11 protein-coding genes are annotated in these 15,732 nt (G+C 69.2%); all 11 read left to right on the top strand.

All coding sequences use genetic code 11. From position 1 onward, the window contains the following. Window positions 1-17: 17 nt before the first annotated feature. From N0A24_01900 to N0A24_01850, 11 genes are read left to right on the top strand one after another with little or no spacing between them, the layout of a single operon-like run. Window positions 18-2,666, top strand: coding sequence for a valine--tRNA ligase (locus tag N0A24_01900; GenBank protein ID MCS7172161.1), 2,649 nt, complete (start codon window positions 18-20; stop codon window positions 2,664-2,666). Window positions 2,667-2,676: 10 nt separating this feature from the next. Continuing rightward, complete coding sequence (locus N0A24_01895; GenBank protein ID MCS7172160.1) at window positions 2,677-3,450, top strand: enoyl-CoA hydratase-related protein; 774 nt, start codon at window positions 2,677-2,679, stop codon at window positions 3,448-3,450. Window positions 3,451-3,459: 9 nt separating this feature from the next. Continuing rightward, window positions 3,460-4,662 (top strand): thiolase family protein, encoded by a 1,203-nt coding sequence (locus N0A24_01890; protein MCS7172159.1) that lies wholly within the window; start codon window positions 3,460-3,462, stop codon window positions 4,660-4,662. Window positions 4,663-4,694: 32 nt separating this feature from the next. Next, complete coding sequence (gene secD, locus N0A24_01885; GenBank protein MCS7172158.1) at window positions 4,695-6,041, top strand: protein translocase subunit SecD; 1,347 nt, start codon at window positions 4,695-4,697, stop codon at window positions 6,039-6,041. Beyond that, complete coding sequence (gene secF / locus N0A24_01880) at window positions 6,038-7,012, top strand: protein translocase subunit SecF (GenBank protein ID MCS7172157.1); 975 nt, start codon at window positions 6,038-6,040, stop codon at window positions 7,010-7,012. The genes secD and secF overlap by 4 nt, the downstream gene beginning before the upstream one ends. A 37-nt stretch (window positions 7,013-7,049) precedes the next feature. Continuing rightward, a complete protein-coding gene (locus N0A24_01875) occupies window positions 7,050-7,358 on the top strand; it encodes a hypothetical protein (protein MCS7172156.1) in 309 nt (102 codons plus the stop codon). After that, window positions 7,333-10,668 (top strand): single-stranded-DNA-specific exonuclease RecJ, encoded by a 3,336-nt coding sequence (gene recJ, locus N0A24_01870; GenBank protein MCS7172155.1) that lies wholly within the window; start codon window positions 7,333-7,335, stop codon window positions 10,666-10,668. Before N0A24_01875 ends, recJ begins: the two co-directional genes overlap by 26 nt. A gap of 51 nt (window positions 10,669-10,719) precedes the next feature. Beyond that, window positions 10,720-12,876: a bifunctional (p)ppGpp synthetase/guanosine-3',5'-bis(diphosphate) 3'-pyrophosphohydrolase gene (locus N0A24_01865; GenBank protein MCS7172154.1), complete on the top strand. Its 2,157-nt coding sequence runs from the start codon at window positions 10,720-10,722 to the stop codon at window positions 12,874-12,876. 59 nt (window positions 12,877-12,935) lie between these two features. Beyond that, window positions 12,936-13,670, top strand: coding sequence for an enoyl-ACP reductase (locus N0A24_01860; GenBank protein ID MCS7172153.1), 735 nt, complete (start codon window positions 12,936-12,938; stop codon window positions 13,668-13,670). 7 nt (window positions 13,671-13,677) lie between these two features. Further along, window positions 13,678-14,130, top strand: a complete 453-nt coding sequence (dtd, locus tag N0A24_01855) for a D-aminoacyl-tRNA deacylase (GenBank protein ID MCS7172152.1) — start codon at window positions 13,678-13,680, stop codon at window positions 14,128-14,130. After that, complete coding sequence (locus tag N0A24_01850; protein ID MCS7172151.1) at window positions 14,127-15,725, top strand: amidase; 1,599 nt, start codon at window positions 14,127-14,129, stop codon at window positions 15,723-15,725. Before dtd ends, N0A24_01850 begins: the two co-directional genes overlap by 4 nt. Window positions 15,726-15,732: the final 7 nt, after the last annotated feature.

The raw sequence follows: 15,732 nt of genomic DNA, 5'->3' as shown, positions 1-15,732 counted from the left end.
GCGCTGCGGAGGGAAGGATGGCCATCCAGGAGCTCCCGAAGGTCTACGAGCCCGGTCCCGTGGAGACGCGGCTGTACGCGGCGTGGAAGGCTGCCGGGTACTTCCGGGCCAGACCCGATCCCACCAGACCTCCCTGGGCGGTCATGATGCCGCTCCCGAACGTCACGGGGGAGCTGCACATCGGGCACGCCCTCAACAACACCCTGCAGGACATCCTCACCCGATTTCAGCGTATGCGGGGCCGCTGCGCCCTCTATCAGCCCGGTACAGACCACGCGGGGATCGCCACCCAGAACGTGGTGGAGCGGGAACTGGCCAAGGAGGGTCTGCGGCGGGAGGATCTGGGCCGGGAGGGGTTTGAGGAGCGGGTGTGGGCATGGGTCCGGAAATACGGGAGCATCATCTACGCGCAGCTGGAGCGGCTGGGCGTCTCCTGCGACTGGGATCGCAGGGTCTTCACCCTCGACCCGCCCTACTACGACGCGGTGCTGGAGGCCTTCGTGCGCCTCTACCGCAAGGGCCTCATCTACCGGGGCAAGCACATGGTGAACTGGTGCCCCCGCTGCCGCACCGCCATCTCCGACCTGGAGGTGGAGTATGAGGAGGTAGAAAGCCACCTCTGGTACGTGCGCTACCGGTCCGTACATAACGCTCCGGACGTGGTGGTGGCCACCCAGCGACCCGAGACCATCTTCGCGGACGTGGCGGTGGCGGTCCACCCGGATGATGAGCGGTACCGGGATCTGGTGGGGAAGGAGGTACTGGTACCCCTCGTGAACCGTCCGGTGCCCGTCATCGCAGATCGCCGGGTGGATCCCGCCCTTGGGACGGGCGCGGTGAAGATCACCCCGGGCCACGATCCCCTCGACTACGAGATCGGTCGGGACCACGGGCTTGCGGTCCTCGTGGCCCTGGACGAGGGCGGCCGCATGAACGAGCTGGCTCCGAAGTTCGTAGGGCTGGACCGGTTCGAGGCCCGCGGCCGGGTGGTCCGGGCCCTGGAGATGCAGGGATTGCTGGTGCGGACGGAGCCTTACCGAACCCGGGTAGGGAAGTGCGACCGGTGCCACACGGTGATCGAGCCCTACATCACGGATCAGTGGTTCCTGGATGTCCGGGACATGGCCCGGCGTACTGCGGAGGCCATCCAGGCGGGACGGGTGCGGTTCCACCCGGAACGGTGGACCCGGGTGGCCCTGGACTGGCTGGAGGGGATCCGTCCGTGGGTCATCAGCCGGCAGCTGTGGTGGGGCCACCGGATCCCCGTGTGGAACTGCACGGGCTGCGGAGACCAGGTGGCCTCGAAGGTGGAGCCGTTCGCGTGCGGGCAATGTGGCGGGAGGGCCTGGCAGCAGGATCCGGACGTGCTGGACACCTGGTTCAGCTCCGCCCTCTGGCCGCTCGCAACCCTGGGTTGGCCGCGGGAGACGGAGGACCTGCGCTACTTTTATCCCACGAGCGTCCTCATCACGGACCGGGGGATCATCTTCCTGTGGGTATGCCGCATGATCATGTTTGGGCTGGAGTTCCTGGATGAGGTGCCCTTCCGGGACGTGTACATCCACCCTACGGTGCACGACATCCACGGCCGCCGCATGAGCAAATCCTTGGGTACGGGCATCGATCCCATGGTGGTGATCGAGAAGTACGGCGCCGATGCCCTCCGGTTTGCCCTCACCTCCCGGTGTTCTGCGGCCCAGCAGGACATGCGCTTTGACGAGAAGATGATCGCGGACGTGCGCACCTTTGCGAACAAGATCTGGAACGCGGCCCGGTTCGTGCACCGGAACCTCGCCTCGGAGGACCCCACCCAGGTGGACCCTGCCTCCCTGCGCTACGGGATGCCGGAGGTATGGATCCTCAGCCGGATGGAGCGCACGATCCAGGCCGTGACCCGGGCCTACGAGACCTATGCGTTCGATGAGGCCGCCCGCACCCTCTACCGGTTCGTGTGGGACGAGTACTGCGACTGGTATCTGGAGATGAGCAAGGTGGATTTGGCGGCGGGGGGGGAAGCGGCGCGCACCGCCCGTTATGTGCTGTGGCACGTCCTCCTGGAGACCATGCGGCTGCTGCACCCCATTATGCCCTTCCTCACGGAGGAGGTGTTCCGGAGCCTGCCGCACCGGGGCGAGACCTTGATGCTGGGACCCTGGCCTCGCAGCGACCCGCGTCGCGTGCGGGAGGAGGTGGAGCGGAACATGGGGCTCTTTCAGGAGGCTGTGCGGGAGATCCGGAGCCTGCGGACGGACCTCGGCTTAGGGCCGCACCAGGGGGTGCATGTGCAGGTGTTTGCTCCCAGGGCGGAGCGGGAGCTGTTCGCCCAGCTGCAACCCTACCTCCAGTCCTTGGCCCGGGTGGAGCGTCTGGAGCTTCTGCCCGCTGACGCACCCCGGCCGCACCCCGCGGCCCTGGGCCTTGCGGGAGCCGTGGAGCTGTACATCCCCCTGGAGGCCCCGCAGAGTCAGGCCCTCTGGGATCGGGTGCACCGGGAACTGGACGTCCTCGTCCGGGAGCAGGAGCGGCTGGCCCGCAAGCTCCAGAACCCCGAGTTCCAGCAGAAGGCCCCCCCGGAGGTGGTGCGGGCGGAGGAGGAGAAACTGTGGGAGGCCCGCACCCGGGAGCAGAAGCTGCGCCGGTACCTGGATGCCCTACGGAAGGTGTGAGGAGGCGCGCATGTCCCGTGGGAGCGTGCAGTACGAGGTTCGAGAAGGGGTCGCCACCCTGACCCTGAACCGGCCCGAGGTCCACAACGCCCTCAACCGGCAGATGCTCGCAGACCTCCGGGCGGCCCTCCGTGCGGCGGAGCAGGATGCCCAGGTGCGCTGTCTGGTGCTGACGGGGGCTGGGAAGGCCTTCTGCGCGGGCCAGGACCTGGGAGAGCTGCAGGAACAGGATGTGCTGGACTACCTCCGGGAGCACGTCAACCCCCTGGTCCTGCACCTGCGGCGGATGGAAAAGCCGGTGCTGGCGGCGGTGAACGGGGTGGCCGCGGGGGCGGGGTGGAGCCTGGCTCTGGCGTGTGACCTCCGGATGGCCTCCGAGGACGCCCGATTCCTCACCGCCTTTGTCCAAGTGGGCCTGGTACCGGATGCGGGGACCACGTATTTCCTCCCCCGCCTGGTAGGTCTGGGCAGAACCTTTGAACTGTGCGCCCTCCCCGAGTCCCTCCGTGCAGAGGAGGCCTTGCGGTGGGGACTGGTGAACTGGGTGGTGCCCGCGGACGAGCTCCAGGATCGGGCAGGTGAAGTGGCACGCCGGCTCGCACGGGGTCCCACCCGTGCCTACGGTCTGCTGAAGCGGGCCCTGCTGCGCTCCCTCGATGGGGATCTCACCTCCGTTCTGGACTACGAGGCCATGCTGCAGAAGGTGGCCAGCCGAACGGAGGACTACCGGGAGGGCCTTCGGGCATTTTGGGAGAAGCGATCGCCGCACTTCACGGGCCGCTAGGAGCTGCGCATGCGGGATGTGGTGATCGTGGACGCGGTGCGCACCCCCATCGGGCGATACGGGGGCGCCCTGCGGGACGTACGGCCGGACGATCTCGCCGCGGTGGTGATCTCCGCCCTCCTCCAGCGGACGGGCGTGGATCCCGGTCGCGTGGACGACGTGATCCTGGGATGCGCCAATCAGGCGGGTGAAGACGGTCGGAACGTGGCCCGGATGGCCTTGCTGCAGGCGGGGCTTCCCCCAGAGGTTCCGGGCCAGACGGTAAACCGGTTGTGTGGGAGCGGGCTGCAGGCGGTGGTGAGTGCGTTTCACGCCATCCGGTGCGGGGAAGCGGATGTGGTCATCGCGGGCGGGGTGGAAAGTATGACCCGCGCGCCCTTCGTGGTGGCGAAATCCCAGGAGCCGTGGAGTCGTCGGTTCGAGGTCTACGACACCACCCTAGGACCTCGCTTCTCCAACCCGCGGCTGGTGGAGAAGTGGCCGGGCGTGGCCATGGCCCTGGGGGAGACCGCGGAGATCGTGGCGGAGCGGTACGGGATTACCCGGGAGGAGCAGGACCGATACGCGCTGGAGAGCCAGCGGCGGACAGCCCGTGCCCTTGCGGAGGGCCGATTCCGGGACGAGCTGGTGCCCGTGATCCTCCCCGGCAAGCAAGAGCCGGTGGTGGTGGACCAGGACGAGCACCCTCGCCCGGATGTCACCCTGGAGCGGCTCGCCGCCCTCCGTCCCGCCTTCCGCCGGGATGGAACCGTGACCGCGGGCAACAGCTCCGGGCTCAACGACGGAGCCGCGGCCCTGTTGCTCGTGGACGCCCGCACCTGCGCGAGGCTCCGGCCCATGGCCCGGATCGTGGCCAGCGCGGTAGCCGGTGTGGACCCCGCGGTCATGGGGCTCGGCCCCGTGCCCGCGGTACGCAAGGCCCTCCGGCGGGCGGGGCTGCGGCTGGAGGATGTGGATCTCGTGGAGCTCAACGAGGCGTTCGCCGCACAGGTGCTGGCGTGTGTGCGGGAGCTGGGATTGGATCTCGAACGGGTGAACTCCAACGGCGGGGCCATCGCCCTGGGACATCCGCTCGGATGTAGCGGGGCCCGCATCCTCACCACCCTGGTGTGGGAGCTGCGCCGCCGGCAGGCCCGATACGGGCTTGCCACCATGTGCATCGGGGTGGGGCAGGGGATCGCGGTGATTGTGGAACGGGTGGATGGAGTATAATGGGCGCGACTTGATCCGAAGGAGCGAGACCGTTGCGAGGATATCCCCTGCGCGTGTTGATCCTCCTGGCCCTCGTCCTCGGGGCATTTCAGGTGACCTTCCAACCCCTGGCGTGGGATGGGTGGAGACCCGTGCTCCATCCCCCGCGGCCCCACCTCCGGTTGGGCTTGGACCTGCAGGGCGGCACCCGCATCGTGCTGGAGGCCCAGCCACGTCCGGGTGTGCAGGTTACCCCGGACAAGGTGGACGCCGCCATGCGGGTCATCGAGCGCCGCATCGACGCCCTGGGGATCGCGGAGCCGCTCCTGCAGCGCCAGGGCGCGGACCGCATCATCGTGGAGTTCCCAGGGCTTCAGGACCCACAGCGGGCCAAGGAGCTCATCGGCCGCACGGCCCTGCTGGAGTTCGTGGACACGGACCACCAGAGCCTTCCGGAGGGCGCGGAGTGGCTTCCGGGCAACCGCCGGGTGCGGCTTCCCGATGGCCGCGTGGTCTCCCTCCCCAAGAAGGTGGTGGTGACGGGTGCGGACCTGCGGGACGCGCGGGCGGAGCTGGATCCGCAGGGATTGAACTGGGTGGTGCGCTTCCGGTTCGGAGGGGAGGGTGCAAAGAAGTTTGAGGAGCATACGGGCCGCAGCATCGGCGAGTACCTCACCATCGTCCTCGACAACCGGGTGATCAGTTCGCCCGTCATCCGGGCCCGGATCCCCGGGGAGGGGGTGATCGAGGGGAACTTCACCTCGGACCAGGCCCGGGACCTCGCCATCCTGCTGCGGGGGGGAGCCCTCCCCGTCCCCGTCCAGCCTGTGGAGGAGCGTACGGTGGGACCTACCCTGGGGCGGGACTCCATTGAGCGCAGCCTGCGGGCGGGATGGATCGCCGCGGCCATGGTGGTCCTCCTCCTGGTCTCCTACTACGGCCTTGGAGGGCTGCTGGCCTCCGTGGCTCTGGGGATCTACGCCCTCTCGGTCCTCGGCGTATTCACCGCACTGAGCGCCACCCTGACCCTGCCCGGCATCGCCGGCCTCATCCTGAGCCTGGGGATGGCGGTGGACGGCAACGTGATCATCTTCGAGAAGGTCAAAGAGGAGCTCCGGATGGGTAAGCCGTTGCGGACGGCCATCGCCACGGGCTGGCGGCGCGCCCTCGCAACCATCGTCGACAGCAACGCCACCACCTTGATCGGCGCCGCCGTGCTGCTGTGGCTGGGAAGCGGACCCATCCGGGGCTTCGCGGTCACCCTGGTGATCGGGGTTCTGGTGAGTGTGTTCACCGCGGTCTTCGTGACCCGCTGGCTGGTGGAGCTGTGCGTGGACACGGGGCTTGCAGGGTGGTTTGTGCGCATGGCGCGGTTGCCCCGCGTGGAGGCGGCGGCATGAAACGCTGGGATCTCATCGGACACCGCCGCTACCTGTACCTGGCCTCCCTGCTCGTCGTCCTCCTCGCGGGAGCGGCCCTGGCCGGCAACATGGCTGTGGGACGTCCGCCCCTCAACTGGGGTGTGGACTTCACGGGAGGAACCCTGCTCCTCCTGCGGTTCGAGGATCGCACCGTGACCACCGGCAGGGTGCGCTCCGTCCTAACCCCGCTCCGGCTTGGGGAGGCGATGATCCAGCAGACGCCGGGGACCGGCGATGTCTCGATTCGAACCAGATACCTGAGTGCCGCGGAGCGCAACCAGGTGCTGGGGGCCCTACGTCGTGGAGTGGGCCCGTTCATGGTGCTCAGCGTGGACGACGTGGGGCCCAAGATCGGCCGGGAGCTGCGCAACATCGCCATCCTCGGGGTGGTGATCGGCCTGATCCTCCAGGTGGTCTACGTGACGATCCGGTTCCGCTCCTGGCACTACGCCCTCGCCGCGGACGTGGCCCTGGTGCATGACGTACTGGTGGTCCTGGGGGCGTTTGCCCTCACCCGGGCCACGGTGGACAGCGCTTTTGTGGCGGTCCTCCTCACGGTGGTGGGCTACAGCATCAACGATACCATCGTGGTCTTCGACCGCATCCGGGAGAACCTCAACCTGCGCACCCGGGAGCCCTTCCCGGAACTCGTGAACCGCAGCATCCTGGAGTCCCTGGTGCGGTCCCTGGGGACCAGCGCCACCACCCTGCTTGCCATCGGAGCCGTGTACGTGTTCGGAGGGCCCACCATCCGAGACTTCGCCTTCGGCCTGTGCGTGGCGGTCCTCACGGGCGCCTACTCCTCCATCGGGGTTGCAAGCCCCCTTCTCGTGGACCTCGCGGTGCGGGGGGAGCGCATGGCCTTGGTCGCACCCGGGGCTCCGTCCAGCGCCCGGGCAGAGACGGTGGAGGCGGGATCCCGCCGTGGCCGCCGCACCTCTCGCGTTTGACCCGTTGCGCGGCCCGTGCTAGCATCCAAAGCACCGGATGCGGGTGTTCCTGGTGGCCCTCTCCGTGCTTGCCCTCCTCGCGGTGGGCGTGGTCCTTAGCAACCTGCAGACTACGGAGACGGTGTCCGTGCGGTGGGGCCCGTGGGTGGCCTTCCAGGGCCCCATCCCCAGCGCCATCGTGGCAGCCCTGTTCGTCGGGGCGGGCATCCTCGGCGTCCCCCTGTTGGTGAGCAACCTCCTGCTTCACGGCCGGGTGGGACGTCTGGAACGCCTGAGGCGAACCCCCACGGCCCTCTCAACGGAGCCTCTCCCAGGAGGCGATGCGGAGCCTACGCGCAAGCTCTGAGGGCTCCCCGCCTCCCTCCCGGTGGCGCCTCCCGGACCCGGATTCCCTCTGCCAGGTCCTCGCCCATCGGCTCGATTTGCCCCCCGTTCTCGTGCAGGTCCTCCTGCGACGGGGCTGCCGCACGGAGGAGGAGATCCGGGCTTTCCTGCGGGCGGATCTCCGGGACCTTCCCGATCCAGAACACATCCCCGGTATGGCGGAGGCGGCCTCCCTGGTGGAGGAGGCGACGGTGCGCAAGGACCCCATTGTGGTTTACGGGGACTATGACGCGGATGGGGTGTGTGCCTGTGCCGTCCTCGTGCGTGGCCTGCGGGCCATGGGCGCACGGGTGGCCCCGTATATCCCCCACCGCCTCCAGGAGGGGTACGGCCTCTCCGTCCAGGCCGTGGATCGCATCGTCGCAGGCGGTGCCCGCCTGCTCGTAGCGGTGGATTGCGGGATCACCGCGGTGGAGGAAGTCGCCCTCGCCCGCCGCCGGGGGATGCGGGTAGTGGTGTTGGATCACCACGAGCCTCCCCCCATCCTCCCCGCCGCGGATGCCCTGGTGGATCCCAAGCTGGGCACCGGATCCTTTCGGGAGTACTGCGCCGCCGGGCTCGCGTGGCTGCTCGTGCGACTCCTGGAATCCCGTGGGGGAACGGGAGGGGGAGAAGCCCTGGTGGAGCTCGCGGCCATCGGTACCCTGGCGGATATGGTTCCCCTGGTGGGCCCCAACCGGATGCTCGCCAAGGCGGGCCTCGCCCGGATGTCCACCACCTCCCTTCCGGGATTGCAGGCCCTCCTGCGGGCCGCGGGCTTAGCGGACCGCCTGACCGCGGACGACGTGGTGTGGCGCCTGGCGCCCCGGCTCAACGCGAGCGGCCGGCTGGAATCCGCCCAGCTCTCCCTGGATCTCCTCCTCACGGAGGATCCGGAAGAGGCAGCACGGCTGAGCGCGGAGCTGGAGGCCCTCAACCAGAGGCGCCAGCGGGTGCAGGACGAGGTGGTGGAGGATGCGGTGAAAGCCGCCCAGGCCTTGGATCCCCCGAACCGTGCCACACTGGTCCTGTGGGGACCCTGGCACCCGGGGGTGCTGGGGATCGCCGCGGGCAAGGTCCGGGAGACCTTCTACCGACCTACCATCCTGCTGAGCGTGGGGGAGAGGATCGCCCGGGGAAGCGGCCGCAGCATCCCGGAGGTGAACCTCGTGGAGGCCCTGCGGGCCTGTGCACCCTTGCTGGAGGCGTTCGGAGGGCACGCCCAGGCCGCGGGTGTAAGCCTTCTGACCGACCGCCTGGAGGCCTTCCGGGATCGGTTCGAGGAGGCGGTGCGGGCTTGGGTTCAGCCTCAGGACCTCCTCCCCACCGTGGACCTGGACGCGGAGCTCACGCTTGCGGAGCTCGACGACCGCTTCCTGGAGGCCCTCCGAATCCTAGAACCCCACGGGGTGGGGAACCCCCGTCCGGTGTTCGCCCTGCGCGGCCTCCGGGTACTGGAAAGCCGCCCTGTGGGGGCCAATGCCAGCCACCTGCGCCTTTGGCTTTCCGACGGCACCCGCCGCGTGGTGGGCATCGCCTTCGGGCTCGGGGACCGGGCGGAACGTCTTGCCCTTTCGGCCCCGCAGGTGGACGTGGCGGCCTCCGTGGAGCCGTCTTCCGGGCCAGATCGGAGTGCGGTCCAGCTGGTGGTTCAGGACCTGCGGCCCGCGCGGACCTCCTCGGTTCCCCCGGATACAGAGCGGATTCTGACGCGCCTGTTCGAGCGGGCCAGCGAGTACTGGGAACCCGACTGGGCAGGGGTGGAGCGGGCCTGCTCGTTCCAGCTGGAGCTCCGCGATGAGGCGGGGACGCCTAACCTGGTTGCCGGGCACATCCTCCGCTTCGTCCGAGAGCCGGACCATCCCACGGACCCGTACGCCGTCCGGGTGGAAACGGAGGATGGACGCTTCCTCGGTCGCCTTCCCTCGGAGGTGGCGGGCCGGATCGCCCCGGGCCTCGATCGAGGGGAATCCTATCGGGCCGTCGTGCTGGAGACGGGGTTGAATGGCGTGCGGATTCGGGTGGAGCGGGAGATCTGGGAATCCGGCCTTCGAGGGGAGGGGATGCTGGAGCTCCGGCTCCTGGAGGGGGAGCAACTCCCGGACCCGCTCCGGGGATGGCTGGACGCGACCCGGGAAGGAAGGGGAGTGCTGGTGGGAGGTCCGGGGCGAGGCCTGTGGAGGGCGCTGTTGGTGGGGGTGGCGGAGGAGGCGCGTGGGGGGAGGAGGGTAGTGTGTGCGTGGCCCACCCATGACCTCGCGGATATCCGGTGGGCGCAGTGGGAGCCGAAGCTTCGGGCCTGCGGGGTGCCCGCGGAATGCTGGCACGGGATACGTCCGCACCCCGCCGCGGCCCACGCGCCCGTGCTCTTCACCACCTTCTCCTACCTCCGCCGCCACCCGGGTCTGTTGAAGCCGCAGGACCTCCTGGTGGGAGAATCCGTGGTCCTGCCGGAGATGGTGCTCCGACACCCCGGTCCGGTGCGATGGAACCTGTGGTCCGCCCGGACAGATCCGCCTGCCGGATGGGTCCTGGAGTACTGGGGCGGGATGCGCTGGGAGGTGATCCTCGATGACTGCCGGGGTCGAGGGGGGCTGGAGCACTTGGTGGACCTCGTGCGCTCCGGAGAGCGGGTGGTGATCTTCGAGGCGGGTCCCCAGGAGGCGGTACGCACCGCGGAGATCCTGCAGGCCCATTTTCCGGAGGTGCGCGTCGCCTACGACCACCCGTTCCTCCCGCAGCCCCTCCGGAGGAGCCTGCACGCCCTGCTCTCCCTGGGCCGTCTGCAGGTCCTGGTGTGCTCGGGTCCCCCACCGGAGGAAGGGGGGACGCGGGTCGATCACGTGGTGTGGCGTGCCCCGCAGCCTCGGGCCCTCTTCCTGCTCCAGGCGGCGTGTGCCGCACCGGGCCGGGAGCGTGTTACACTGCACCTAGCCTTCGATGCCGAAGATGGAAGGCGGATCCGGGAGGCGTGGGAGGAGGTATACCCCTCGCGGAGAACCCTGGTGGAGGTGTACCGGCGGCTCCGGGCGGGGAAGCGGCCCGTGTCCTCCGCGCAGGGGCTCCCCACGGCGCTTGCCATCCTGCGGGAGCTTGGGGTGGTGGAGGAGCAAGGAGGAGAGTGGTCCATCCGTCCGGGACGGCAGCGGGCAGAGCTGGCGGTGTCCGCACGGTTTCTAGAGGGGGAGGAGATCCGACGGGCCCTGGAGCAGGGGATCCGGTGGATGCGGCGGGCGGGTGCCGTGGAGATCCTGGAAGGAGTGGCCGGTCCCGCCGCTCCTCCCGCGGGGTGAAGCGGAATGGCGCTTGAGGAGCTGAAGACGGAGCCCTCGCTGCCGCCGGAGATGCAGCGGGTTGTGGAGCGGGTTCGGGAAGCGAACCCACGGGCGGACCTCGCGCTGCTGCGGCGGGCCTACGCATTCGCCGTGGAGGCCCACGAGGGACAGTTCCGGCGGAGCGGCGAGCCCTACATCTACCACGCCCTCGCGGTGGCGGAGATTCTGGCCGGTTTGCGTCTGGACCCCGTGACCGTAGCCGCCGGGCTGTTGCACGACGTACCGGAGGATACCCGGCATACCCTGGAGGAGATCCGGCAGGAGTTCGGGGAGGAAATCGCTGCCCTGGTGGACGGAGTGACCAAGCTGGGCCGGATCCAGTGGAAGAGCCGGGAGGAGCGTCAGGCGGAGAACCTCCGGAAGATGCTCCTCGCCATGGCGAAGGATATCCGCATCATCCTCATCAAGTTGGCGGACCGGCTCCACAACCTGCGCACCATCGCCGCCATGCCCCCGGACCACCAGCGCCGTAAAGCCCAGGAGACCCTGGAGATCTACGCGCCGCTGGCGAAGCGTCTGGGGATCGGACAGGTACAGAACGAGCTGGAGGATCTCGCCTTCGCCATCCTGGAGCCGGAGGCGTACCGGGAGATCACGGAAGCCCTGCGGGAGGCTCAGACGCAGCAGGAGGAGATCCTGCGGAGCGTCCAGGAGGAGCTGTACCAGGAGCTGAACCGGGCGGGGATCCGGGTGGATCGCGCGAACATCACCGCGCGTCCCAAGCACGCCTACAGCATCTACCGGAAGCTGCAGCGGCCCGAGTACCAGGGGAAGGGCCTGAGCCGGATCTACGACCGTCTGGGAGTGCGGGTGATCGTGGACGAGGTGAAGGACTGCTATGCGGCCCTCGGGATCATCCATTCCCTGTGGCGGCCCATTCCCGGCGAGTTCGACGACTACATCGCAAACCCAAAGCCCAGCGGCTACCGGTCTCTGCACACCACCGTGCTCTACCGAGGCATGCCCCTGGAGGTGCAGATCCGTACCCATCAGATGCACCAGGAGGCGGAGTATGGGATCGCGGCCCACTGGCGGTACAAGGAGGGCCGCACGGTTCCCCGGGACCGCGCCTTTGAGGAGAAGCTGAGCTGGTTGCGGCAGCTCCTGGAGTGGCACCAGGAGATGCAGGACGCCCGGGAGTTCATGCGGTCCGTGAAGCTGGACCTCTTCCAGAACGAGGTCTTCGTCTTCACCCCAAAGGGCGATGTGATCGATCTGCCCAGGGGAGCCACTCCCGTGGACTTCGCATACCGCATCCACACGGACATCGGCCACCGCTGCGTGGGCGCCAAGGTGAACGGGCGCCTGGTTCCCCTGAGCTATCGGCTGCAGAGCGGGGACATCGTAGAGATCCTCACCTCGAAAACCTCTTCGGGGCCAAGCCGGGACTGGCTGGGGTTCGTGGTCACCAGCAATGCCCGCACCAAGATCCGGCAGTGGTTCCGCAAGCAGCAGCGGGAGGAGAACATCGCTCGAGGCCGGGAGCTGCTGGAGCGGGAGCTGCGCCGGCTGGGACTGCACGGGCAGCTGCTGAAAACAGAGCGGCTGCGCCAGGCCGTGGAGCGACTCCAGCTGCAGAGCGAGGAGGACATCTACGCGGCGCTGGGAACCGGTGACCTCACCCTGTTGCAGGTGGTGCAGGCCCTCCAGGGACCCGGGGTGCCGCCTACGGAGGTGCTTCCCGCGCCTGCCCCGACCGCCCCCCCGCCTGCACCGGCAGCCCGGGGGCTGCGGGTGCGGGGTGTGGACAACGTGCTCACCACCCTGGCCCGGTGCTGCATGCCCCTGCCGGGCGATGCGGTGGTGGGGTACATCACCCGGGGGAGAGGAGTGACCATCCACCGCCGCGACTGCCCCAACCTCCACCACCTCCGCCGGCAGCCCGAGCGGCTGCTGGAGGTGGAGTGGGAGCCGTCCGAGGACGGGACGTATCCCGTGGAACTCCAGATCGAGGCCCTGGATCGGGTGGGCCTTCTCAAGGACGTTCTGAGCGCGGTGGCGGACACCCGGACGAACGTCCGGAGCGTGAACGCCCGGGTGCGCCGGGACAAGGTGGGTGTCATCGACCTCGTCCTGGACATCCGCAACGTGGGCCAGCTCACCACGGTGATGCAGCGCATCAGCAAGGTGCCGGACGTCTACCGCGTGGAGCGGGTCCCCAGCTAACACCGCAGACGGAGGGAGGCATCGTGTCGGGGTTGCTTGCGGGGAAAAATGCCCTCGTGATGGGGGTGGCAAACCGGTGGAGCATCGCATGGGGAATCGCCCGCGCCCTCCATCGGGAGGGCGCCCGTTGCTTTCTCACCTATCTCGGAGAGCGGGAGGCGGACACGGTCCGCAGGCTTGCGGAGGAACTGGGAGGGGCGCGGGCCCTGGCGTGTGACGTCTCCCGGGAGGAGGACCTGGCCCGGCTGCAACAGACCCTGCGGGAGGATCCTGGGGAGCTCCACGTCCTCGTACACAGCATCGCCTACGCCCGCACCGAGGATCTGCGGGGCAGCTTCCTGGACACGAGCCGGGAGGGGTACCTGGTGGCCCAGGAGGTGAGTGCCTACTCGCTCGTGGCGTGCACCAGGGCCCTGGCACCGTTGATGCCCTCGGGCAGTAGTGTCCTGACCCTCACCTTTGCCGCCAGCTCCCGGGTGTACCCCAACTACAACGTGATGGCGCCCGCGAAAGCTGCCCTGGAGTGCATCGTGCGGTACCTGGCCTACGAGCTGGGGCCGCGGGGGATCCGGGTGAACGCCATCTCCGCGGGTCCCATCAGGACCGCTTCCGCCCGGGCCGTGGCAGGGTTCGCGGAGTTCCTTCGATCGTACGCGGAGCGCGCTCCCCTCCGCCGGGCCGTGGAGGCGGAGGACGTGGGGGACGTGGCGGTGTTCCTGGCCAGCGACCTGAGCCGGGTGGTTACGGGTCAGGTGCTGTTCGCGGACGCGGGCTACCACGTCCTGGGCATCTAGCCGGACCATGCGGGCGGTGGTACAGAGGGTTCTGAGGGGCGCGGTCCAGGTCCGGGAGGAACGCATTGCGGAGATCGGCCGAGGTCTGGTGGTGCTCGTGGGCGTGCACGTCCAGGACACAGAGGAGGACGCCCGGCGACTGGCCCGAAAGGTGGCGCAGCTGCGCATCTTCCCGGACGAAGCCGGGAAGCTGAACCGGTCCGTGCTGGAAGTGGGGGGCTCCGTGCTCTCCATCTCCCAGTTCACCCTGTACGGAGACGTGCGCAAGGGAAACCGCCCCAGCTTCGTGCTGGCGGCCCCACCGGATGTCGCACGACGACTGTACGATGCCTTCAACGAGGCCCTGCGGGCACTCGGTGTACCCGTGCGGACGGGCATGTTCGGCGCCGTAATGCAGGTGGAGATCTTCAACGACGGCCCCGTCACCATCCTGGTGGATACCGCGGAGCTGCGATCATGACGGAGGCACACCTGGTGCGCGAAACCCTGCGCCGGTACGGCCTGGAGGTCTCCCCCGAGGACGAAGCCCGGGCCGCGGAGCAGCTGCATGCGGTGCTGCGTCGCCTGGAACCCCTCGAGCGGATGGAGATCGTCGAGCCGCCCGCGGACCTGAAGTGGGCGGAGTTCGCCTGCGCGCCCCCCTCCGGGCTTGGGAGCACCGTGGAGTGGCTGGTGAACGCTCCTCCGCAACCTCCACAGGACCCCCTGCGGCTCTCCCTGGTGCAGGTGGCCCGGGCCGTCCGCCACCGGAGGATCTCCCCGCGGGAGGTTGTGGAGGCTGCCCTCCGGCGCATCGGGGAGATCAACCCGGCGCTGCGGGCCTTTCTCTCCGTGGACGCGGAAGGTGCCCTGCGGCGGGCCCAGGAGGCGGAGGAGGCGGCCGCGCGGGGGGCTTGGTGGGGGCCCCTGCACGGGATTCCCGTCGCCCTCAAGGACCTCATCGCGCAGGAGGGCGCCCCCTGGACCTGCGGCTCTCCGCTCCGCAGGGAAGTGGTGGCCTCGGAGGACGCCCCGGTCACGGCCCGGCTGCGGGAGGCGGGAGCCGTGTTCATGGGGAAGACCCACCTGCACGAGTGGGCTTATGGGGTGTCCAACGACAACCCCCACTTCGGCCCGGCCCGAAACCCCTGGGACCCCTCGCGCTCGCCCGGTGGTTCGAGCGGAGGAAGCGGGGTGGCGCTCGCCACCGGGTGCATCTACGGATCCCTGGGAACGGATACCGGAGGGTCCATCCGGATCCCCGCGGCTCTGTGTGGCGTCGTGGGGCTCAAGCCCACCTACGGGCTTCTGCCCACGCAGGGCGTCTACCCTCTCTCGTGGTCCCTGGACCACGTGGGACCTATGGCCCGCACCGTGGAGGACGTGGCCCTCCTCCTCGAGGTGCTGACCGGAATCCCCTGGGGGCGCAGCGCAAGGGTTCGTGGCCTCCGGGTGGGAATACTCCGGAGCTTCCTCGAGGAAGCGGTGGATACGGACGTGGCCCGCACGGTCGTGGCCGCCACGGAAACCCTCCGGCACCTGGGGGCGGAGGTGGCGGAGGTGCAGGTGGAGGGGTTGGAGGTGGCCTCCGCGGTGGCCACGGCCCTACTGATGGTGGAGGCGAGCACCGTCCATGTGCGGGCCCTGCGGGAAACCCCCTATGCCTACGGCCGGGACGTGCGGGAGCGGCTGCTGGTGGGGTTGGCCCTCGGGGGCGAGCGCTACGTGCGGGCGAGATCCGTACGCCGCGTCCTGATCCGCCGCTTCCTGCAGGAGGTGTTCTCCCGGGTGGACGTGCTCCTCGCTCCCACGGTCCCCGTACCCGCCCCACCCCTCGAGGAGGAGACCACCTTCCTCGCCGGGAAGCCGTACAACACCCGGGCCCTCCTCACCCGGTTCACCAATCCCTTCAACGCCTTGGGGTTCCCCGCCCTCTCCCTCCCGTGTGGGTTCGTGGCCGGTCTTCCGGTGGGGCTGCAGGTGGTGGCCCGTCCGTTCGGGGAGGCGATCCTCCTCCGGGTGGCCCGGGCCTATGAGCGGGCCCGCGGCCCAGCTCCCCTTCCCGCCTGGGCTTAAGGAAGCA

Source organism: Armatimonadota bacterium (genome assembly GCA_025059775.1).
Taxonomy (GTDB): domain Bacteria; phylum Sysuimicrobiota; class Sysuimicrobiia; order Sysuimicrobiales; family Sysuimicrobiaceae; genus Sysuimicrobium.
This window is presented reverse-complemented; position numbering and strand designations above follow the sequence as displayed.

What these genes read in the sequence shown, in the direction of transcription:
- N0A24_01860 (MCS7172153.1), top strand. Translation starts at nt 12,936, where the DNA reads ATGGGGGTGGCAAACCGGTGGAGCATCGCATGGGGAATCGCCCGCGCC.
- N0A24_01865 (MCS7172154.1), top strand. Translation starts at nt 10,720, where the DNA reads ATGCAGCGGGTTGTGGAGCGGGTTCGGGAAGCGAACCCACGGGCGGAC.
- dtd (MCS7172152.1), top strand. Translation starts at nt 13,678, where the DNA reads ATGCGGGCGGTGGTACAGAGGGTTCTGAGGGGCGCGGTCCAGGTCCGG.
- N0A24_01900 (MCS7172161.1), top strand. Translation starts at nt 18, where the DNA reads ATGGCCATCCAGGAGCTCCCGAAGGTCTACGAGCCCGGTCCCGTGGAG.
- N0A24_01895 (MCS7172160.1), top strand. Translation starts at nt 2,677, where the DNA reads ATGTCCCGTGGGAGCGTGCAGTACGAGGTTCGAGAAGGGGTCGCCACC.
- N0A24_01875 (MCS7172156.1), top strand. Translation starts at nt 7,050, where the DNA reads ATGCGGGTGTTCCTGGTGGCCCTCTCCGTGCTTGCCCTCCTCGCGGTG.
- recJ (MCS7172155.1), top strand. Translation starts at nt 7,333, where the DNA reads ATGCGGAGCCTACGCGCAAGCTCTGAGGGCTCCCCGCCTCCCTCCCGG.
- N0A24_01850 (MCS7172151.1), top strand. Translation starts at nt 14,127, where the DNA reads ATGACGGAGGCACACCTGGTGCGCGAAACCCTGCGCCGGTACGGCCTG.
- secF (MCS7172157.1), top strand. Translation starts at nt 6,038, where the DNA reads ATGAAACGCTGGGATCTCATCGGACACCGCCGCTACCTGTACCTGGCC.
- N0A24_01890 (MCS7172159.1), top strand. Translation starts at nt 3,460, where the DNA reads ATGCGGGATGTGGTGATCGTGGACGCGGTGCGCACCCCCATCGGGCGA.